This window comes from Bradyrhizobium sp. USDA 372, assembly GCF_053629095.1.
The window spans coordinates 3,851,297-3,871,731 of the sequence record NZ_JBRJHR010000001.1 but is presented as its reverse complement, the minus strand read 5'-3'; the positions used below and the strand labels follow the sequence as shown (position 1 = coordinate 3,871,731).

The following is a 20,435-nucleotide window of genomic DNA, read 5'->3' as shown; positions in this document are numbered from 1 at the left end:
GAGCTTGGATTTCAGGCCGACAGGAAGCGGATTTCCGTAAGGTCCGCAATCCGGCAAACAGGATCAAGGTGAATGGCTGACGTGAAATATGACGTTCTCGGCATCGGCAACGCGCTGTTCGACGTGCTGGTTCGGACCGACGAGGCCTTTCTGGCCAAGCATGGCATGACCAAGGGCAGCATGTCGCTGATCGACGAGGCGCGGGCGGCGGCCATCTACAAGGACATGGGGCCGGCCACCGAAGTCTCGGGCGGCTCGGCCGCCAACACCATCGTCGGCATCGGCAGCCTGGGGGCACGCGCCGCCTATGTCGGCAAGGTCAAGGACGACCAGATCGGCAAGCTCTACGTTCACGACATCCGCTCAGCCGGCGTCGCCTTCAACACGCCCGCCGCCAAGGACGGCCCCGCCACCGGCTGCTCCTACATCCTGGTCACCGGCGACGGCGAGCGCACCATGAACACCTATCTCGGTGCGGCGCAGGATTTGTCGCCCGCCGACATCGATCCGGACGAGATTGCTGCTGCCGGCATCGTTTATCTCGAAGGCTATCTCTGGGACCCCAAGAACGCCAAGGAGGCCTTCGTCAAGGCGGCCAAGATCGCCCATGACGCCAAGCGCAAGGTGGCGCTGACGCTGTCGGATTCCTTCTGCGTCGATCGCTATCGCGACGAGTTTCTCTCGTTGATGCGGGGCGGCACCGTCGACATCGTGTTCGCCAATGAGTCCGAGCTGCACTCGCTCTACATGACCTCGGACTTCGACACCGCGCTGAAGCAGCTGCGCAACGACGTCAATCTCGGAATCGTCACTCGCAGCGAGAAGGGCTGCATGGTGGTGTCGTCGGAAGACGCGGTCGCAGCGCCGGCCTTCCCGGTCGAGAAGGTGGTCGACACCACCGGCGCCGGCGATCTCTTCGCCGCCGGTTTCCTCTACGGCCTCGCGCGCAACTTCGGCTACAAGCAGTGCGGCGAGCTCGGCGCGCTCGCCGCCGCCGAAGTCATCCAGCACATCGGCGCCCGCCCACTGGTGTCCCTGAAGGAGCTGGCGGAGCAGCGCGGCCTGACGGGGTAGAGCAAGGCTCTTTCCCCGTCATTGCGAGGAGCGCAGCGACGAAGCAATCCAGAGTCCCTCCATGGCGGCAGACTGGATTGCTTCGCGGAGCCTGTCATCGGGCCGCGCTTCGCGCGGACCCGGTGGCTCGCAATGACGGTGGTGATGCAGATGCGCGCCTTGGACTCTGCTGTCTGCATGGCGTTCCTCGGGTTTGATTATTGTTTGAAGTAGTCGACTGCCTTCACGCGCGGCGAACGCGTCCGGATGCCCGCACTGGTCGCGATGTCGTGACTTGACCGCCTTGGTCCGAGGCACGACGACAGCGGGACTGAACCGCGACGCTCTCTCACAATCTGCGGTGGATTGCCGGACGTCGCCTCACCTCGGGAGGGCTCGAGGCGATATAGTTTCGGCAGCTTGAAACATTTCGTGAGCTGCCGCGTTCAGCACCCGGCCCGGCTCATGGGCTGATTAAGATTTGATGCAAATGTCGCCGCCCGTGCATGGGCGGCGAGGGGGGACCTCAGATGATATCGACCTGGAGCGAATGGAAACGCTATCCCCGTGCCGGACGGGGCGAGAACCTGGAGGCGCCGATTTCGCCCGGGATTTACGAGGTCCGCATTGCCGGCACCGGCGCGCTCTATTCTTTCGGCGCGGTCGACAATCTGGCGCAGGCGCTGGCGCTGCTGCCGGTCGGCTCGAAGTCGTGGTTCGGCCGTCGCGACACCTCCCACGTTCCCGATCTCGAATACCGGACCTGCGCGACGTCCTCCAAGGCCGACGCCAAGGCGGCCGCCGAGCGCATGATCGGCCGGCGCGAGACCTATATGAGCGGCGCGGCGTAACCTCGCGGCTCCGAGTTTAATTCCCATCAGATGTGCGTTGCGGGGCGGTGCATTGCGCGCCGCCTGTCCCTATATTCCGGGCCAATCCGATCGCCCGCAGGGAGAACGCCATGACCCCGACCGCCGCCGCCCGCGCCACTCAATCCACCGCCACCCTGCGCGACCGGTTGAAGGACCCCTCGCTGCTGAAGGAGGCCTGCTATATCGACGGCGCCTGGGTCGGTGCGCCGGTCTTCGCCGTCAACAATCCCGCCACGGGCGTCGAGCTGGCAAAGGTGCCGCAGCTTGGTGCTGACGACACCACCAGAGCGGTCGAAGCCGCAGAGCGTGCCTTTCCGGGTTGGGCCAAGCACACGGCCAAGCAGCGTTCCAACATCCTGCGCAAATGGTTCGAGCTGATCACCGCCAATCGCGAGGATCTCGCGCTGATCCTCACCTCCGAGCAGGGCAAGCCGCTCACCGAGGCGCTCGGCGAGGTCGATATCGGCGCCGCCTATATCGAGTTCTTTGCGGAAGAAGCCCGCCGCGTCTATGGCGAGACCATTCCGAGCCAGCGGCCTGATGCGCGCCTGCTCGCCATCAAGCAGCCGATCGGCGTCTGCGGCGCGATCACGCCGTGGAATTTCCCGAACTCGATGATCACGCGCAAAGTGTCTCCGGCGCTGGCCGCCGGCTGCACCGTGGTGCTGAAGCCCGCCAACGAGACGCCGCTGTCGGCGCTGGCGCTCGCCGTGCTCGCCGAGAAGGCCGGCATCCCCAAGGGCGTGCTCAACATCATCACGGGTGACGCGCCGCCGATCGGCAAGGTGCTGTGCGAGCATCCGGCGGTGCGCTTCGTCGGCTTCACCGGCTCGACCGCAGTCGGCAAGATCCTCTATCAGCAGGCCTCGGTCGGCGTGAAGCGGCTCGGCCTCGAGCTCGGCGGCAACGCGCCCTTCATCGTGTTCGACGACGCCGACATCGAGGCTGCCGTCGAAGGCGCCATCGTCTCGAAATATCGCAACATGGGCCAGACCTGCGTCTGCGCCAACCGCATCTACGCCCAGGACAAGATCTACGACGAATTCGTGCAGAAGCTGTCGAAGAAGGTCGCGGCGATGAAGATCGGCGACGGCACCGAGAGCGGCGTCACGCAGGGCCCGCTGATCAACATGAAGGCGGTCGACAAGGTCGAGCGCCACATTGCCGACGCCGTCAAGCGCGGCGCCAAGGTCGTGACCGGCGGCAAGCGCAGCGAGCTCGGCCGCTCCTTCTTCGAGCCGACTGTGCTCGCCGACGTCAAGCCGGACTCGCTGGTGTCGCAGGAGGAGACCTTCGGCCCGCTCGCACCCGTGATCCGCTTCAAGGACGAGGCCGACGTCATCGCGATGTGCAACGCCTCGCCCTTCGGTCTCGCCTCGTACTTCTATTCCCGCGATATCGGCCGCGTCTGGCGCGTCGCCGAAGCGCTGGAATCAGGCATGGTCGGCGTCAACACCGGCCTGATCACCACCGAGGTCGCGCCCTTCGGCGGCGTCAAGGAAAGCGGCCTGGGCCGCGAGGGCTCGCGTCACGGCATGGAAGAATATGTCGAGATCAAATACGTGATGATGGCGGGGGTGTAAGCCACCATCATCTCTCCACGTCGTTGCGAGCGCAGCGAAGCAATCCAGAATCCCTCCGCAGAGGCAGCCTGGATTGCTTCGTCGCAAGGGCTCCTCGCAATGACGGAGCTGACGTCGTAGCCCGGACCGGCGAGTTGAGTTCGCCGGCGCGGATGGCATCAGCGGCAGACGTAGGCGCCGTTCACATAGACACGGACGCATGCCGCGCCGGCAGCTGCCGCACCCACCGCCGCTCCCCCCACGACCGCGCGTCGCGTGGTTCGACGTGCGACGCCGGCAACGCTCACGGGGGTTGCCGGCCGGCCGACCCTGGCTTCAGCGCTTGGAACGCCGAACGCGATGACGGTGTCGTTTGACCAGTCGGTCGAGCCGAAAATTCCGCAGCCCAGGACGGCTGCAAAAAGTAACGTTCGCTTGGTGCCTACCAGGGTCATGGCGATCTCCCTCGTTTGTTGTATCAAGCCGAGGTGATCAGCTTTCTCTAATCGTTGGCTCCCGGCTTGATCTGGATCAATGGAGGCGAGATCGCAGCCCCAGAGCCCTTGGGTCGGCGCAAAGCGTCAAAGGCGTGTCCATACTTTGCTGTTGTCCTGCCGCGAAGCGCGCCAATCCAGACATGCATCCGTCAGCAAACCGCGCCTAAATCCTCAGCTCCGCTCCGGTCACGCGCCGATACGCTTCCAGATATCGCTTGCTGGTCGCGTCAACCACGCTCGCCGGCAGCGGCGGCGGCGGGGCGTCGCCGTTCCAGCGGCCGGCGCGGCGCTCGACGTCGAGATAGTCGCGCAGCGGCTGCTTGTCGAAGCTCGCCTGCGGCTGGCCCGGCTTGTAGGCATCCACCGCCCAGAAGCGCGAAGAATCCGGCGTCATGACTTCGTCGATCAGGATGATGCGGCCGTCCTTGTCGCGGCCGAACTCGAACTTGGTGTCGGCGATGATGATGCCCTGCTCGCGGGCGAGCTCCTCGCCGAGCGTGTAGATCGCCCGCGTCATGCTCTCCAGCGTGTAGGCGACCTCGTCGCCGACCACCGCGCGCATCTTCGCGATGGTGATGTTCTCGTCATGTCCGCTCTCGGCCTTGGTCGCCGGGCTGAAGATCGCCGGCTCCAGCTTCTCGCTCTCGACGAGGCCCGTCTTCAGCTTCTCGCCGGCGAGCGTGCCGCTGGCGGCGTATTCCTTCCAGGCGGAGCCCGAGAGGTAGCCGCGGATCACGCATTCGATCGGAAACACGGTGGTCCGCTTGCACAGCATGGCGCGGCCGAGGATCTCGGCGCGGTGCGGCTGCAATGCCGGCACGGCCGCGACGATCTCGTCGGTGTCGGCGCTGATCATGTGATGCGGCACTACGCCTTCGAGCTCGTTGAACCAGAACGCGCTGATCTGCGTCAGCACCGCGCCCTTCATCGGGATGGTCTCGCCCATCACGACGTCGAAGGCGCTGATGCGGTCGGTGGTGACGAGCAGCAGGCGGTCGTCGTCGACGGCGTAGATATCGCGCACCTTGCCGCGTCCGATCTTGGATAGAGGCAGGTCGCTGGAGAGCATGGTGGTCATCGGCAAAGCCTTCGCGCAGGACATCCGGCCGCGTCTGACGGCGCGACCGGAGACCGGATTAGCCTATTCCGGCAGCGGAATGAACTCGTGTTCCTGCGGAACTGCCGCGAAGCGGCCGGTTTTCCAGTCCTGCTTGGCCTGCTCGATCCGCTCCTTGCTGGAGGAGACGAAATTCCACCAGATGTGGCGTGGGCCTTCCAGCGCATCGCCGCCGAGAAACATCATCCGCGTCGCTTTCAGCGCCTTCACGGTGATGCGGTCGCCGGGCCGGAAGATCAGGAGGCGCGGCCCCTCGTACCGCTCGTTCGCGATCTCGACCACGCCGTCGACCACATAGATCGCGCGCTCCTCATGATCGGGATCGAGCGGCACGCTCGCGCCCGCCGCCGCCGTGACCTCGGTGTAGAACCAGGGCGAGACCATCGACACCGGCGAGGCGATGCCGAAGGCGGAGCCCGCGATCACCCGCGCGGTGAAGTCGCGCTCGGAGATCATCGGCAGGTCGCCCGCCGCGTAATGCTGGAACGACGGTGCGATCTCTTCGGAGCCCGCCGGCAGCGCGATCCAGCTTTGCAGGCCGAGCATCTTCTGGCCCGAGGCGCGCTGCGCATCCGGCGTGCGCTCGGAATGTGCGATGCCGCGCCCCGCCGTCATCAGGTTCATCGCGCCGGGCGCGATCTCCTGGACGTTACCCTCGCTGTCGCGATGCATGATCGCGCCGTCGAACAGATAGGTGACGGTGGCAAGCCCGATATGCGGATGCGGCCGCACGTCCATGCCTTTGCCGGAGACGAACTGCACCGGGCCGAAATGGTCGAAGAAGATGAAGGGCCCGACCATCTGCCGCTTGCCGTGCGGCAACGCGCGGCGCACCGCGAACCCATCGCCGAGGTCGCGCGTGCGCGGCACGATGACGAGATCGAGCGCATCGCAGGACATGGGATCGCCGAGCACGGGATCGTTCGAGGGCTGCCAGCTCATGGTGGACTCCTTTTAGCTTTGTTGAGCGCGATCGTAGCAGGATTTCGCATCGCCGTCGCGACAAAGGCCGAACCACATACTCCGCTGTCATGCCCCGGCTTGACCGGGGCATCCAGTACGCCGCAGCCCGTCGATTCAATCACTGGCGTCTCGGTGTACTGGATCGCCCGGTCAAGCCGGGCGATGACAGCGGTGGGCGCCGCTAATCCTTGTATGCGGATGGTCCTTGAAAAACCCGGCGCAACAAACGATGTTCGGCTGCCTTCAACCGCACCGTCGCATCACCCGATGACACTTGCCACAACCGAGCTCGCCTTCCGCGCTGCCAGCGTCGCGCTGCTGCTGGTACTGACGGCATCATTGCTCTCCGAGTTCCGCAATGTGCTGGCAGCCCGGCTCGGTGCGGCCTTCGCGCTCGGCTCGGCGGCGCATGCCGCGAGCTATTCCATCGGCGTGTCGTCGCTCGTTCCGGTCTGGCACGCGCCGCTGATTGCACTGTCGACCGGCAATATCGTCGTATTCTGGCTGTTCACACGCGCGCTGTTCGACGACGCCTTTCGCCTGCGCTGGTGGCACGGTTTGATCTGGGCTGCGGTGACCGCCTTCAGCTTCGTCGGGTGTCTCTGGATCGCGCCCGGTGGCAACGCGCGGTTCTCCGTGACTGCAGTGAACCTGATCGTGCTCGGTTTCATCGCGCTTGCGGTGGCGCAGACGATTCGATCATGGTCCGCCGACCTGGTCGAGCGTCGCCGCCGCGTGCGCGTCTTCATCGTCTGCGCTGCCGTGCTCTATGGCGGGTCGAATGCGGTGCTCCAGATCCTCGTTGCCTTCAGCGCGGGCGATGTCGCCAACACAATCAATACAGGCGTGCTCGCCTGCATCGTTGCAGCGATTGCCTACGCGATGATGCGCGTCGATGGCGCCGACCTGTTTCCGATTGCGCCAGAGCCCGCACTCCCGGTCGCGCTGGTCCAGCCCGCGGCCGAGGACTCCGACCAGAAACTCGTCGATGCCCTGATGCGCCTGATGGCGGACGAGCGGATCTATCGCCAGGAGAACATCACCATCGGCGCGCTGGCGGGCCGGCTGAAGATTCCCGAATACCGGCTGCGCCGGCTGATCAACCAGCGGCTCGGCTATCGCAACTTCAATGTGTTCCTGAACAACCATCGGATCGAGGAAGCCAAGGCCGCGCTCGCCGATCCCGCCCAGGCCGAGGTCCCCGTCATCACCATCGCCATGGATGCCGGTTTCCAGTCACTGGGGCCGTTCAACCGGGCGTTCAAAGCGGTGACGGGCGTGACGCCGACGGAGTACCGGCGGCTGAAGACAAGTGCGGCCTAATTTCCAAGCCATTCTAATCACACCGAAATTCTGGAATCGGCGAGGTCAGTTCGGTTTCAACAAGGCCATTTTCCAAATCCGGCGAGCGCACCTCCGGCTGCTCCGGCTTCCTCCAGCATGCGTCCCAGCCGGAGAAAGCCCGTGACCCGCCGCAAGATCCTCCTTCTCACCACCGGCATCGCCGCAGCCGGCCTCGCGCTCGGCGCGGCCCGGGCCCGCGACGTGCCGAAGGTCGCCACCGGCTTCGTCGCCGACATCCTGTGCGCCGAGACGTTCGTCTCAGGCCTCGATCCCAGCCGCAGCTTCGCCGAGACCACCGACGCCATGCCCGGAGCGAACCTGATCAGCTGGGCGATGGAGTACAGGGTCGATTCCGTCCGCAAGGATGTCACGGTGACGCTGTTCGGCCTCGGCCGCAGCCGTGCCGTCTATCGCGAGGGCCTCGGCTGCACGCTCGATCACGGCACTGGCATTGCCGCCGTCGCGCCGCCGCCTGGCGACAAACGGCCCGCCTTGCTGCCCGAGATCGCCGGCCCCGCGATCGTGTCGCCGCAAAACCCCTCGCTCGCCGCCGCGCTCGACCGGGCCTTCGCCGAGCCCGCGCAGCCGCCTCACCGCCGCACCCGCGCCATCGTCGTGCTGAAGGCCGGCCGCGTCGTCGCCGAGCGCTACGCCGACGGCATCGGCCCCGAGACGCCGCTGCTCGGCTTCTCCATGACGAAATCGGTGATCTCGGCGTTGATCGGCGTGCTGGTGCGCCAGGGCAAGCTGAAGCTCGACGGTCCCGCGCCGGTCGCGGCCTGGAAAGATCCCGATGATCCCCGCCATGCCATCACCGTCGATCAGCTGCTGCGTCACACCGCGGGCCTTGCGCTCGGCAGCTCGCTACAGGCTTCGCTCGGCTCCGCCTTCGAGCCCGTCAACCGGATGAAATTCGCCGAGAAGGACATGGCCGCCTATGCCGAGACCATCCCGCTTCAGACCGCGCCCGGCACCGCGTGGAATTATCACGACGGCAACGTCCTCATCCTCTCGCATCTGATCCGCGATGCGGCCGGTGGCACGCCGGAAGACGCGCTGCGCTTTGCGCGCCGCGAATTGTTCGCCCCGCTCGGCATGCGCCATGTCGTGCTCCAGCTCGACGGCGCCGGCACGATCGAAGGGTCGAGCGAGATGCTCGCCTCTGCGCGCGACTGGGCGCGCTTCGGCCAGCTCTATCTCGATGACGGCGTCGCCGGCGGCAAACGCATCTTGCCGGAAGGGTGGGTGAACTATTCGGCGACGGCCACGCCGAATGCCTGGGTCGGCATCGGCGCCGGCTTCTGGACCAACCAGGGCGACAGCTTTGGCGCAAACTTTCGCGTGGAACATGGCTGGCCGCGCGATGCCTTCTTCGCCAAGGGCACGATCGGGCAATACGCCATCGTGATCCCGTCTGAGCAACTGGTGATCGTGCGCCTTGGACGCTCGCCGAACTGGCCGCCGGCGGCGGATGGCGTGTTCGATCTCGTGCGCGAGGTGGTGGCAGCCACGCGCGAAAAGGGGAAGCTGGCGGGAGTGGATTAGCTCAATCTCTCCCCGCTTGCGGGGAGATGTCGGATCGCTCTTGCGATCCGGGTGAGGGGGTACAGGTCCCTCGACGATCTCACGTGTGGAAAGAGGCCCCTCACCCCAACCCTCTCCCCGTAAGAACGGGGAGAGGGAGAAGAGAGAGCCCTACCTCCCCAATTCCGTCGCCTGCGCCACGCGGTCGAACCGCTCCAAGGTCATGATCGCATCCGCAAACTTCTCGGCGCGCGCGTTCAGCACGGGGCGCGCCAGCGTCAGGAATTTCTGCTGCATCGCCTGCGTGTCCGGGAATGAGGTCGGCTCGCCCGACGGGTCGGCATAGAGCCGCTCGTGCACGCCGTCATCCGTCGTGATGCTCACGCGCGCGCCAAAGGGATGGGTGCGGCCGATCTCGAGCCGATCGTCCTGCACCACGTCGAACTTGTCGGCGAGCGCATCGATCGCGGCATCACCGAGCCGGTTGTAATCGTCCCAGCCGAACGAGCCCTGGTCGAGCGCGAGCGCGCCGGTGAAGAACATCGAGAACTGGCCGCCGACGATCGAGCGCGGATGGCGCTTGGTGGCGGCATCGCCGGTCAGCGTGATGCCGTTGCGGTGCAGGCCGATCTCGACGCGCTTGACCTGCTCCGGGGTCAGATTGTGCTCGCGCCGCATCGCGATCAGCGCATCGATCGCGGCATGGGTATAGCGGCAACTCGGATACGGCTTCACGCCGATCTTCATCGTCTCATAGGTCTTGCCGAGCTCGGCGACCGCCTTGTCCGGATGCGCATCGTCGGTGTAGCCGGCGAGCAGGCCGTGCTTGCCCTCGACCGACTCGGTCGCGCCGACGAAATCGTTGCGCGCCAGCGTCGCGGCGATCACGCCGTTCATCGCGGCGGCGCCGACCTGGTAGCGCTTGTTCCAGGCGCCGTTGACCAGAAATTGCAGCGAGCCTGCGGCCTGGCTGCCGGAGACGCCGAACGCGGCGATCAGCTGCTTCTCGGACAGGCCGAACAGCTTTCCGGCCGCCGCGGCGGCGCCATAGGTGCCGGCGGTCGCTGTGGGGTGGAAGCCGCGCGCGTAATGCGAGGTCGGGTCGAGTGCGTTGCCGAGCCGGCAGCAGACCTCGTAACCGGCAACGATCGCCGTCAGCACGTCGCGGCCCGACGCGCCGACCATCTCGCCGACGGCGAAGGCGGCCGGCACCACCGGTGCGCTCGGATGCAGCGAGGAATCGGCGTGGGTGTCGTCGAAATCGAGCGAATGGCCAAGCGCGCCGTTGAGCAGCGCCGCGACCGCCGGCGTCCAGGTCTTGGTATCGCCGAACACGGTGGACTCGCCCTTGGTGTCCAGCGCCAGCGCCTCCAGCATCTTCAGCATCGACGGGGTCGATTCCGCCTCGCGCCGCGCCCTGATCGCGCTGCCGAGGAAATCCAGCGTCAGCACTTTGGCGCGCTCCAGCACCTCGGTGGGAATATCCTGGTATTTCAGATTGAAGACATAGGCGGCGAGCGTTGCGGTTTCGTGAGCCATCGTGTTTCCTCGTTTTGGCGCGCAAGTTAGGCGGGTCGATTTGGCCTTTCAAGCGGCCTTGCGGGGGCGGGGATCAGCCATGCTTTTGGCTTGGCGCAAAGGATCGGGATATTCCGTATGACGCGCGCAAGGCAGCTGTTCGACCGGGTTCGAGCGCGGCGGACGCAATTGGGGCTGGCGATCCGGGTCACGGTCGCCGCGACCGCGGCCTATGCGATCGCCACCGCGCTGCATCTGTTGTTGCCGCTCTGGGCGGTGCTGACATCACTGATCGTGACCCAGATGAGCGTCGGCCGCTCGCTGAAGGCGACGCGCGACTACATGCTCGGCACCATCGGCGGCGCGATCTATGGCGGCGCCATCGCCATCCTGATTCCCTATTCCAGCGAGGCGGGCCTGCTCGGCCTGCTGGTCCTCTCCGTCGCCCCGCTCGCCTTCATCGCCGCGATCAATCCGAGTCTCAGCGCCGCCACGGTCACCGCCGTGATCGTGCTCCTGGTTCCGACCCTGCATCATGCCGATCCCCTGACCTCGGCGATCGATCGGGTCAGCGAGGTCGGCGTCGGCGCCGTCACGGGATTGCTGGTCTCGTTCCTGGTGCTGCCGTCGCGCGCAGTACGGCAGATCCGCGCCAGCGCGGCGGTTCTGCTCGAGCTGATCGCCGATGCCTTCACCGAGCTGCTGGCGGGCCTCACGCGCGGCCGCGACAACGACGCGCTGCACCGGATCCAGGACGGCATCGGCTCCGCGATGGTCAACCTGAATGCGATCGGCTCCGAGGCCGAGCGCGAGCGCGCCGCGCGGCTGTCGAGCGGCCCGGACACCGGTCCGTTGTTGCGAACCATCCTGCGGCTGCGCCACGACGTCGTGATGATCGGCCGCGCCACGGTGGTGCCGCTGCCGGTCGAGGTGCAGATGCGGCTGGCAGCGCCCCTGACGGAAGTCTCGACGGCGATCGCGCGCTTCCTGCGCGCGGCCGCTGGCGCCTTGCGCGAAGGCGCCGGCGCGCCGCCGATCCATCCCGTGCATGTCGCGCTCCAGCACTACGCCGAGGCCGTCGCGTCCGTCCGTCAGGACGGCCTGATCCGCGGCCACGCAAGCGACACCGCCGAGCGCTTCTTCGCGCTCGGCTTCTCCTTGGAGCAGATGCACCAAAATCTCTGCGACCTCGACCGCGTCGTCGGCGAATGGTCGGAAACCGCAACCGACAAGTCAGTTCGGGTGGCGGAGTGAGTCGAACGCATCCTCGTAGACTCGTTTCGACCGCGATGCATACGTCGCGCGATTCAGCCGTGATCGCTGCCTGCGTCTTCTGACGCTGCACGCGCCAGGTTCCATCGGGTCATGTTGCTGACGCAATCTCTGTCTTAACCGGTAAACACGACGTGAGGACCACGCCGGTTCACACAACGGTTCCGTAGCCAGGGGTTGGCTCGAATCCGCAAAACGATTGGCGCAAGTTGATGAACGCTGCTGCGTTCGCTTGACCAGTTTTGCGGTTCTGGAACCGGACAATCTAAAAAATAACAGGACTTATGATGCTCTTCCGCTCGAGCGCCGCAATTTGCGGCGCCCTGGTTACGCTTGCCTTTTCCGTTTCAGTTGCTCGAAGTGAAACGCGTGGGGATCACTCAAGTGCCGTCGTCGATGCCGCTTCCGGTAATGCGATCGTGGGCGCGGCGTCCACCTACAATCCGTTCAAGCCCGGCAAGGAGGAGGGAGGTCCGAAGACAGCCTCCGGCGAGCGTTATGATCCCTCTGCCTGGACGGCTGCCATCAAGACGAGCCTGCGTCGGAAATTTGGTGGGGTCGAATTTGGCGCGAGGCCGAAATATGCCCTCGTCGAGGCTGTCGGCAAGAAGGTCATCGTCAAGATAAATGACGTGGGACCGCTCAGACCCGGCCGCATCATCGACCTCAACGAGCGGGCGATGCGCCATTTCGATCCGAGCATGGACCGCGGTGTCATTCCTGACGTGAGAGTCAGTCCGCTCGCGGGAGACAATTGGACCCCGGGGCCGGTGGGCTGAACGCGGACGTGTTCATCAATGTCGGCCCGCACAGTTCAGCGGGCCGGCGCCACGATTCGTCCCATCATGTTGCGGACCACGAGCTTGTGGAAGGGCATGATCAGCGCGAGATAGGTCCGGCCGAGCAGATTGTGCGTGCGCACCAGCGTGGTCGAGGTCACCTGCCGGCTCGCGGCATTGCCTGAAACGTCGACCACGATGCGGAAGTCGAGGTGATGATCATCGAAGCCCGCCACCAGCCGCTCGGGCGTTTCGTCGACCACCGGAAACAGGCCGATCATGCCGCCCGGCGCCGGCTCGCCTTCGCCGGAGGACTTCAGCCCGAACGGCCTCACCAGAATGTTGCGCAGGCGCAGCAGCGCGTCGATCCAGCGCGGCCCGTGCAGCACCATCCTGGTGCAGGCTTCGCGGGCATTCACCGCCGCAGCGCCGATGTCCACGCGAAACGCGTCGATGAACTGCGCGCCGGCGAGCAGCGCATTGGCATCGACTTCAGGCGCGACTTCGCGGACCGTCCCGATCATTCCGCCAGTTTGCGCGCCAGCATCCGGAAGCGCAAGATCAACAGCCCGGCATAAACGAAGGTGCCGATCGAGAATCCGATCCAGACGCCGACCGCGCCGAGCCCTGTGTGGAACGCCAGCATCCAGCCGATGGGAAAGGCGACGCCCCAATAGCCGATCGCAGCGAACAGCAGCGTCATTCGAGTGTCATTGATGCCGCGCAGCGCGCCGCCCATGATGGTCTGCAGGCCGTCGGCGATGAAGAAGCTCGCGCCGACCAGAAGCAGCGTCGCCGTCAGCTCGACCGTTGCCGCGCTTTCGCTGCCGCTGCCGAAAAACAGCCGGCCGAGCTGATAGCGACCGATCACGATGGCGATCGTCAGCGCGGAGACCAGCGCGACGCCGAGCACGGCTGCGACGAGCCCTGCGCGCTTCACCGCCGCCGGATCCTTGCGGCCGTAGGCGTGACCGACCCGCACCGTCGCCGCCATGCCGATGCCGAGCGGCACCATGAACAGCACGGCGGTGACCTGGAGCGCGATCTGATGCGCGGCAATCGCGGCGGTCGAGATCAGTCCCATCAGCAGCGCCGCCGAGGAGAACAGACCATATTCCAGCAGCAGGGAAAACGAGATCGGCGCACCGATCGCGATCAGCTGGCGCATCAACGGCCAATCGATCCGCCACAGGCGGGCGAGCGGATGATAGTCCGCGAACGGTTTTCGCCATGCGGCAATAGCGAGTGCGGCGATGAAGGTGCCGAGATTGACCAGCGTGGTCGCAAGCCCCGCGCCGAACAGGCCGAGCTCCGGCAGGCCGAACAGGCCGTGGATCAGCGCGTAGACCAGCGCGGCGTTGACCGGGATCGCCGCCAGTGTGATCCACAGCGGCGCCTGCGGCCGGTTCACCGCGCTCATCATGCCGCGCAGCGCGATGAATCCGAGCGCCGGCGCGATGCCCCAGGCGAGGCCGTTCAAATAGTGCTGCGCCAGCGCGGCGGCTCGCGGCATTTGACCCAGCGCGAGCAAAATCTGCTCGCCATAGAGCGGCGAGGCCATCATCGGCAGCGAGATCAGCAGCGCGGCCCACAGACCGACGCGCAACGAGCGGCGAATGCGCCTGGCGTCGCCGGCGCCGAACGCCTGCGCCGCCAGCGGCGACACTGCCGAGGTCAATCCGAGCCCGAACGTGAAGCTGACGAAATAGACCGTATGGGCCAGCGCCGCCGCGGCCACCGCCTCCTCCCCGAGTCGGCCGATCATCGCGAGATCGGTGGTGATCATCGCGATCTGCCCGAGCTGGGTCAGCATCATCGGCACGGCGAGGCGCAGCGTCTCGACGAATTCTTCGGCAAGGTGATTCGGCGGCACGCCGGCATGCGGCTGCGCATGATGTTGGACGGTGTCGAGCATGGCGCTCAATAGCACAGCCGCGCGACGAAAACATGGCTCGCGTCCCGGACGCGCGAAGCGCGAGCCGGGACCCAGAAGCCGCGAGCGTGGCGCGTAGTCGCATGGGCCCCGGCTCAGCAGCGCATCGCTGAAGAAGCGCTGCGCTGCGTCCGGGGCACGAAACCGATGTACGATGCGAGAGGCTTACCTCTTCCCCTCTCCCCTTGTGGGAGAGGGTGGCTCGCCGCGAAGCGGCGAGACGGGTGAGGGGTTTTATCCACGAGTCCAACTCTCACCGGAATTTGTGGAGGCATACCCCTCATCCGGCGCTTCGCGCCACCTTCTCCCACAAGGGGAGAAGGAAGAACGCCTCAGCCCTTCCGCTCCGGCACGCGCTTGATCTTCGCACCCAGCGCGTTCAGCCGTTCCTCGATGCGCTCATAGCCGCGCTCGATCTGGTCGGCATTGTTGATGGTCGAGGTGCCCTCGGCGCAGACGGCCGCGAGCAGCATCGCCATGCCGGCGCGGATGTCGGGCGAGGTCATCGTTGCGCCGTGCAGGCGGCTGGGGCCGGCGATGATGGCGCGGTGCGGATCGCACAGCACGATGCGCGCGCCCATCGCGATCAGCTTGTCGACGAAGAACATCCTGGATTCGAACATCTTCTCGAACATCAGGATCACGCCCTCGCATTGCGTGGCGGTGACGATCGCGATCGACATCAGGTCGGCCGGGAAGGCCGGCCAGGGCTGGTCCTCGAGCTTGGGCACATGGCCGCCGAAATCGTCCTGGATTTTCAATGTCTGGTTGGAGGGCACGATGAGGTCGTCGCCCTCGATGCGGCAGACGATGCCGAGCCGCTCGAAGCCCATGCGGATCGAGCGCAGATGCTCGACGCCCGCGCGCGTGATGCGTAAGGGCGAGCGCGTCACGGCGGCGAGCCCGATCAGCGAGCCGACCTCGATATGGTCGGGCTGGATCCGGTAGGTGGCTCCGCCGAGCGTCGCTGGACCATGGATGATCATGGTGTTGGTGCCGATGCCTTCGATCCTGGCGCCGAGCGCGACCAGGAAATTGGCGAGGTCCTGCACATGCGGCTCGGAGGCCGCGTTGCGCAAATAGGTGGTGCCGTCGGCGGCGACCGCCGCGACCAGCGCGTTCTCGGTCGCGGTGACGCTCGGCTCGTCCAAGAATACGTCCGCGCCCGCGAGCTTGGGCGCGCGGAATTCGAGCCGGTCGGTCGCGGTGACCTTTGCGCCGAGCTGCTCCAGCGCGAGCACATGCGTGTCCAGGCGCCGGCGGCCGATGACGTCGCCGCCCGGCGGCGGCAGCATCACTTCGCCGCAGCGGGCGAGCAGGGGCCCGGCGAGCAGGATCGAGGCGCGGATGCGCACGCACAGCTCGGGGTCGAGGTCGGCGGCGCGGATGCTCTTGGCGTGGATGTGGAGCGTGTTGCGCGCGGACCATTCCGCCGACGCGCCGACCGAGCGGACCAGCTCGACCAGCGTCTCGGTGTCACGGATCCGCGGCACGTTCTCCAGCACGACCGGGTGCTCGGTCAGCAGTGCGGCGGCGATGATCGGCAGCGCCGAATTCTTGTTGCCGGACGGCTCGATCGAGCCCGAGAGCCGGTGACCGCCCTCGACGATGTATTGGATGGGCGCCACGGGGTTCTCGCTGTCCTGTTGGGTGGGCTGTTTCGGGCGGAAACTACAGAGATTTGACCGCGGGAGCAATTGTGCTGGCCGGGACCCGCACACGTCCGTCCGGCGCTTGTGGCAGGACGCCCGCCCTTAGAACAGCCCGATGATATTCCCGATCACGTAGAGGATCGCGATCAGGATCAGGGCCCCCATCATGAAGAAGGAGATTTCGATGGCGATGGCGCCGGTGCCGAGTGTGGCGGCGACAGCGGCAAGGAGCCGTTCCTCCCGGAAGATCAGGGAGAGCACCGAGAGCAGGATGGCGAGCAGGCCGAGCGAGATTGCCGTGACCGATGCGGTTTCACTCCAGCTTCGTCCGGCCGATTTCTCGACCTTCGGAGCCTGATACTCCACGCCCTTCACCTTCGCGACGATGCGGTCCTTGATGCGATGTCCGGTGTCGACGATCACCTTGTCCGCCGGCGGCGGCGGAAACACGATCGGCACGACCCAATGCGGCAGCACAGCCGCCATCAGTGCCAGCACGCCGACGATGCTGCCGATGATGCCGAGGCGGCGTGAGGGCGCAGCGGAGCTGGCCGATGCAGAGGCGGTCATGGCGCGACACTTCCCGGCCGGAATGGGCCTTGCGGGTTCATGCCATTTCGTCGCGATGGCGGGTGGGGAGGTTCAGGAGCGGCCTAGAGTGCAGTGGGGCTCGTAGCCAGGACGGCGGTGCGCTCCCTCCCCGCTTGCGGGGGAGGGCGGGGGAGAGGGTGTCTCCGCAATGGGACAATCCCCTAGAGGAGAAAGCCCTCACCCGCCACGCTCTGCGAGCGTGTCGACCTCCCGCAAGCGGGAGAGGTGCAGCGAGTGCTTGGCTGGCACCGAGAGCTACGAGCTTGAGAGGCGATCAAATATCGATCGTCGCGCTCAGCGAATGTTCCTGGATGAAATCGCGGCGCGGCTCGACCACGTCGCCCATCAGCTTGGTGAAGATGTCGTCGGCCTCGTCGACCTCCTTGACCTTCACCTGCAGCAGCGAGCGCGCCTCGGTGTCGAGCGTCGTTTCCCAGAGCTGCTCCGGATTCATCTCGCCGAGGCCTTTGTAGCGCTGCAGGGTGATGCCCTTGCGGCCCGCGTCGGTCACGGCCTCGAACAGATCGACCGGACCATGGACCATGTGCTCTGTATCCTTGCGCCGCAGCTTGCCGGACCGGGCATAGACGTCCTGAAGCCTCGTCGTGTACTCGTCGAGCTTGCGGGCCTCGGCGGAGCCGAGCAGTGCATCGTCGATGACGGCGGCTTCCTTGACGCCGCGCACGGTGCGCTCGAACAGGAAACCCTGGCCCTCGACGAATTGTCCGACCCAGCCGCGCTCGACCTCTTCGGCCTGGTTGTCCAGCCGGCTCGCGATGTATTGCGCAGCGGCCGCCGCCTTCTCGGGATCGCCGTAGATTTCCTTGTTCAGCACGCCGGTGATGGCGGCCTGCTCGACCACCTTGCGGTTATAGCGGCTGTGCAGGTTGCGCAGGATGCTGCGGACGATTCGGGCGTCGTCGACCAGTGCGCGAAGATCGCGCCCGGAGCGGTCGCCGCCGGTGCCGGGGATGTACACGCAGTCGTCGAGGCCGGCGTCGATCAGATAATCTTCCAGCGCCCGCTCGTCCTTCAGGTATTGCTCGGACTTGCCGCGCGAGACCTTATAGAGCGGCGGCTGGGCGATGTAGAGATAGCCGCCGTCGATGATGTCGCGCATCTGCCGGTAGAAGAACGTCAGCAGCAGCGTTCGGATGTGGGCGCCGTCGACGTCGGCGTCCGTCATCACGATGATCTTGTGATAGCGCAGCTTCTCGACCGAGAACTCGTCGCTGATGCCGGTGCCGAGCGCGGTGATCAGCGTGCCGATCTGCTCGCTCGACAGCATCTTGTCGGGACGCACGCGCTCGACGTTGAGGATCTTGCCGCGCAATGGCAGAACCGCCTGGAATTCGCGGTTGCGGCCCTGCTTGGCGCTGCCGCCTGCGGAGTCGCCCTCGACGATGAAGAGCTCGGACTTGGCCGGATCCTTTTCCTGGCAGTCGGCGAGCTTGCCGGGCAGCGAGGAGACCGAGAGCGGGCTCTTGCGCGTCAGCTCGCGCGCTTTTCGCGCAGCTTCACGGGCCGCCGCGGCCTGGATCACCTTGCCGACGATCATCTTGGCTTCGCTCGGGTGCTCCTCGAACCAGGCCTGGAGCGCCTCGTTGAGGACGTTCTCGACCACGGGGCGCACTTCCGAGGACACCAGCTTGTCCTTGGTCTGCGACGAGAATTTCGGGTCCGGCACCTTCACCGAGAGCACGGCGGTGAGACCTTCGCGGCAATCGTCGCCGGTCAGCGCGATCTTTTCCTTCTTGGCATTGGCCTCGGCATAGCCGTTGACCTGGCGCGTCAGCGCGCCGCGGAAGCCGGCCAGATGGGTGCCGCCGTCACGTTGCGGGATGTTGTTGGTGAAGCACAGCACGTTCTCGTGGTAGCTGTCGTTCCACCACAGCGCCGCCTCGACGCCGATGCCGTTGGCTTCCGAGCGCACCATGATTGGGGCGGGCACCAGCGCCTTCTTGTTGCGGTCGAGATATTTGACGAACTCCTCGACGCCGCCGGAATAGTGCATCTCCTCGCGCTTCTCGACCGCGTGGCGCATGTCGGAGAGCGCAATGTTGACGCCGGAATTGAGGAAGGCGAGCTCGCGCAGCCGATGCTCGAGGGTAGCGAAATCATATTCGATGTTCTTGAAGGTCTCGGTCGAGGCCAGGAACGTCACTTCGGTGCCGCGCTTGCCCGGGGCGTCGCCGACGACCTTCAGCGGCGCCACGGCATCGCCGTGGGCGAACTCGATGTAATGCTCCTTGTTGTCGCGCCAGATGCGCAAGCCGAGCTTGCTCGACAGCGCGTTGACGACGGAGACGCCGACGCCGTGCAGGCCGCCGGAAACCTTGTAGGAGTTCTGGTCGAACTTACCGCCGGCGTGCAGCTGGGTCATGATGACCTCGGCCGCCGAGATGCCTTCGCCCTTGTGGATGTCGACGGGAATGCCGCGGCCGTCGTCGCGCACGGTGACGGAATTGTCGGCATTGAGGATGACGTCGACACGCGTGGCATGGCCGGCGAGCGCCTCGTCGATGGCGTTGTCGACGACCTCATAGACCATGTGGTGCAGGCCCGAGCCGTCGTCGGTATCGCCGATATACATGCCAGGGCGCTTGCGGACGGCGTCGAGACCCTTGAGCACGCGGATCGATTCCGCGCCGTAATCGCTCGCGTTGGAGGGCTCGTTTTCGGCAGCGTGCTGCCGAGCAGGTTCTGTCATGAGAGGCCTTCGAGATGTCGCCCGAATCAGCGGCGCAAAAGGCGCTGATTTGCGAGGCTATTTGTGCCATGAAAGACCGCTTGCGCCTAGCGCAAAGTATCTCCCGGCAACCCTTTGAGCAGATAGGGTTTTTCGGCAAGTTTTCAAGGCTTTTGCCGGGCGATTTCGGGCGCTGCAAAAAGCCCGATTCGTGGGCGGTTTTCGGCCGTGGGAGGCGTGGTTTTTGCGGTGACGTGGATGCCTGTTCCGAAGGCGCCGTGCCGCCCCGGAACGGGCCATCGGGTTCAGTAGATCTGGTCCGGCTTCTTATCGTCGTCCCCCAAACTGAGGGACCAGGCCTCGCCGGCGGCCACGGTGATGGTGTCGGTGTGCACCCGATGGCCCGACACCAGCAGCGCGTAGGAGTATGTGCCGGGCGGCAGATCCAGCGTTTGCGGATGGTTGACGCCGCCCGCGATCTCGATGGTCTGGCCGTTGATCGCGAGCGAGGCCACATCAGGTACGAGATAACCGAAGATCAGCCGCGCGTGTCCTGCGATCGGCAGGAAGTTGGCCTTGGCCGCAACCTCGGTATTTCGTTGCACGAGGTCGATTGTGGTCTCGCTTTTGACGCGGTCGAGCGTCAGCGTGCCCGGCCCCTTCGGGGAGGCGAAGACGAGCCGCGCGTGATCGGCGGCGACCATCGCGCCATCAGGCCTCTCCTGCCAGCCGCGCTTTCCGAGTTCTGTGCGGTAGAACGCCAGGACTTCGCTGAGCTCTGCGGGTACATGGGCTTTGAGCTCGCGTCGAAACGGGACATCGATGCCGGACGCGCGCATGGTGCTGAAGCTGGAGTGACTGGCTCGCGTCGGCACGGGCATGTCGGCGTGGGGATCTGCTGCGGTCAGGGGCTCCTGCGAGCAGCCTGCAAGAAGCGCGAGGCCGCACATCAACAGCCGCCACCGTGCCGGGACCTTCGCCCCGTGCCTTGCCGTCGTCATGCCCACTCTCCAGGATACCGCGATCTCTGCGCGATGCAGCGGCTGCGACACGGTCGCCGCCGCCTTCT

17 protein-coding genes are annotated in these 20,435 nt (G+C 65.8%); 7 read left to right on the top strand and 10 right to left on the bottom strand.

The genetic code is table 11. The features are described 5' to 3' along the window. Positions 1–72: 72 nt before the first annotated feature. The 3 genes from AB7M16_RS18265 to AB7M16_RS18255 all read left to right on the top strand — a co-directional run bounded on the left by AB7M16_RS18265 (position 73) and on the right by AB7M16_RS18255 (position 3,508). Positions 73–1,074, top strand: coding sequence for an adenosine kinase (locus tag AB7M16_RS18265; protein ID WP_439365014.1), 1,002 nt, complete (start codon positions 73–75; stop codon positions 1,072–1,074). 509 nt (positions 1,075–1,583) lie between these two features. After that, the gene (locus tag AB7M16_RS18260; RefSeq protein WP_172787983.1) at positions 1,584–1,904 is read left to right on the top strand and encodes a hypothetical protein; all 321 of its coding nucleotides are present in this window, start codon (positions 1,584–1,586) and stop codon (positions 1,902–1,904) included. A gap of 110 nt (positions 1,905–2,014) precedes the next feature. Next, positions 2,015–3,508 carry an NAD-dependent succinate-semialdehyde dehydrogenase gene (locus AB7M16_RS18255; protein WP_453944723.1) on the top strand — a complete coding sequence of 498 codons (1,494 nt, stop codon included), beginning with the start codon at positions 2,015–2,017 and terminating at the stop codon, positions 3,506–3,508. Between the two features lie 158 nt (positions 3,509–3,666). On the opposite strand, the gene AB7M16_RS18250 is transcribed toward AB7M16_RS18255, so the two are convergent. The 3 genes from AB7M16_RS18250 to AB7M16_RS18240 form a co-directional block, all read right to left on the bottom strand. Continuing rightward, entirely contained in the window at positions 3,667–3,942 is a 276-nt protein-coding gene (locus AB7M16_RS18250; protein ID WP_212255591.1) for a hypothetical protein, read from the bottom strand. 205 nt (positions 3,943–4,147) lie between these two features. Beyond that, positions 4,148–5,062, bottom strand: coding sequence for a phosphoribosylaminoimidazolesuccinocarboxamide synthase (locus AB7M16_RS18245; protein WP_212255592.1), 915 nt, complete (start codon positions 5,060–5,062; stop codon positions 4,148–4,150). 63 nt (positions 5,063–5,125) lie between these two features. Then, on the bottom strand, positions 5,126–6,043 hold the full coding sequence (locus tag AB7M16_RS18240) for a pirin family protein (protein WP_439401795.1): 918 nt from the start codon (positions 6,041–6,043) through the stop codon (positions 5,126–5,128). Between the two features lie 288 nt (positions 6,044–6,331). On the opposite strand from AB7M16_RS18240, the gene AB7M16_RS18235 reads away from it, so the two are divergent. Both AB7M16_RS18235 and AB7M16_RS18230 read left to right on the top strand, forming a co-directional pair. Continuing rightward, complete coding sequence (locus AB7M16_RS18235; RefSeq protein WP_453944722.1) at positions 6,332–7,387, top strand: helix-turn-helix domain-containing protein; 1,056 nt, start codon at positions 6,332–6,334, stop codon at positions 7,385–7,387. Positions 7,388–7,528: 141 nt separating this feature from the next. Then, a complete protein-coding gene (locus AB7M16_RS18230) occupies positions 7,529–8,953 on the top strand; it encodes a serine hydrolase domain-containing protein (protein WP_453944721.1) in 1,425 nt (474 codons plus the stop codon). A 150-nt stretch (positions 8,954–9,103) separates the two neighbouring features. Here the strand turns inward: AB7M16_RS18230 and AB7M16_RS18225 are convergent, their stop codons facing one another. After that, a complete protein-coding gene (locus tag AB7M16_RS18225; RefSeq protein WP_212255600.1) occupies positions 9,104–10,471 on the bottom strand; it encodes an MmgE/PrpD family protein in 1,368 nt (455 codons plus the stop codon). 117 nt (positions 10,472–10,588) lie between these two features. On the opposite strand from AB7M16_RS18225, the gene AB7M16_RS18220 reads away from it, so the two are divergent. Both AB7M16_RS18220 and AB7M16_RS18215 read left to right on the top strand, forming a co-directional pair. Next, the gene (locus AB7M16_RS18220) at positions 10,589–11,704 is read left to right on the top strand and encodes an FUSC family protein (protein WP_453944720.1); all 1,116 of its coding nucleotides are present in this window, start codon (positions 10,589–10,591) and stop codon (positions 11,702–11,704) included. 302 nt (positions 11,705–12,006) lie between these two features. Next, positions 12,007–12,501, top strand: coding sequence for a septal ring lytic transglycosylase RlpA family protein (locus tag AB7M16_RS18215; RefSeq protein ID WP_172787975.1), 495 nt, complete (start codon positions 12,007–12,009; stop codon positions 12,499–12,501). A gap of 35 nt (positions 12,502–12,536) precedes the next feature. Here the strand turns inward: AB7M16_RS18215 and AB7M16_RS18210 are convergent, their stop codons facing one another. The 6 genes from AB7M16_RS18210 to AB7M16_RS18185 form a co-directional block, all read right to left on the bottom strand. Further along, positions 12,537–13,025 carry a DUF2867 domain-containing protein gene (locus AB7M16_RS18210; RefSeq protein WP_453944719.1) on the bottom strand — a complete coding sequence of 163 codons (489 nt, stop codon included), beginning with the start codon at positions 13,023–13,025 and terminating at the stop codon, positions 12,537–12,539. Beyond that, positions 13,022–14,416 (bottom strand): MATE family efflux transporter, encoded by a 1,395-nt coding sequence (locus AB7M16_RS18205; RefSeq protein ID WP_453944718.1) that lies wholly within the window; start codon positions 14,414–14,416, stop codon positions 13,022–13,024. Before AB7M16_RS18205 ends, AB7M16_RS18210 begins: the two co-directional genes overlap by 4 nt. A 350-nt stretch (positions 14,417–14,766) precedes the next feature. Further along, complete coding sequence (murA, locus tag AB7M16_RS18200; protein WP_172787972.1) at positions 14,767–16,062, bottom strand: UDP-N-acetylglucosamine 1-carboxyvinyltransferase; 1,296 nt, start codon at positions 16,060–16,062, stop codon at positions 14,767–14,769. A 126-nt stretch (positions 16,063–16,188) separates the two neighbouring features. Then, a complete protein-coding gene (locus tag AB7M16_RS18195; protein WP_453944717.1) occupies positions 16,189–16,656 on the bottom strand; it encodes a hypothetical protein in 468 nt (155 codons plus the stop codon). A gap of 295 nt (positions 16,657–16,951) precedes the next feature. Then, positions 16,952–19,387 (bottom strand): DNA topoisomerase (ATP-hydrolyzing) subunit B, encoded by a 2,436-nt coding sequence (gene gyrB, locus AB7M16_RS18190; protein WP_453944716.1) that lies wholly within the window; start codon positions 19,385–19,387, stop codon positions 16,952–16,954. Between the two features lie 284 nt (positions 19,388–19,671). After that, complete coding sequence (locus tag AB7M16_RS18185) at positions 19,672–20,367, bottom strand: hypothetical protein (protein ID WP_260381371.1); 696 nt, start codon at positions 20,365–20,367, stop codon at positions 19,672–19,674. Positions 20,368–20,435 lie beyond the last annotated feature (68 nt).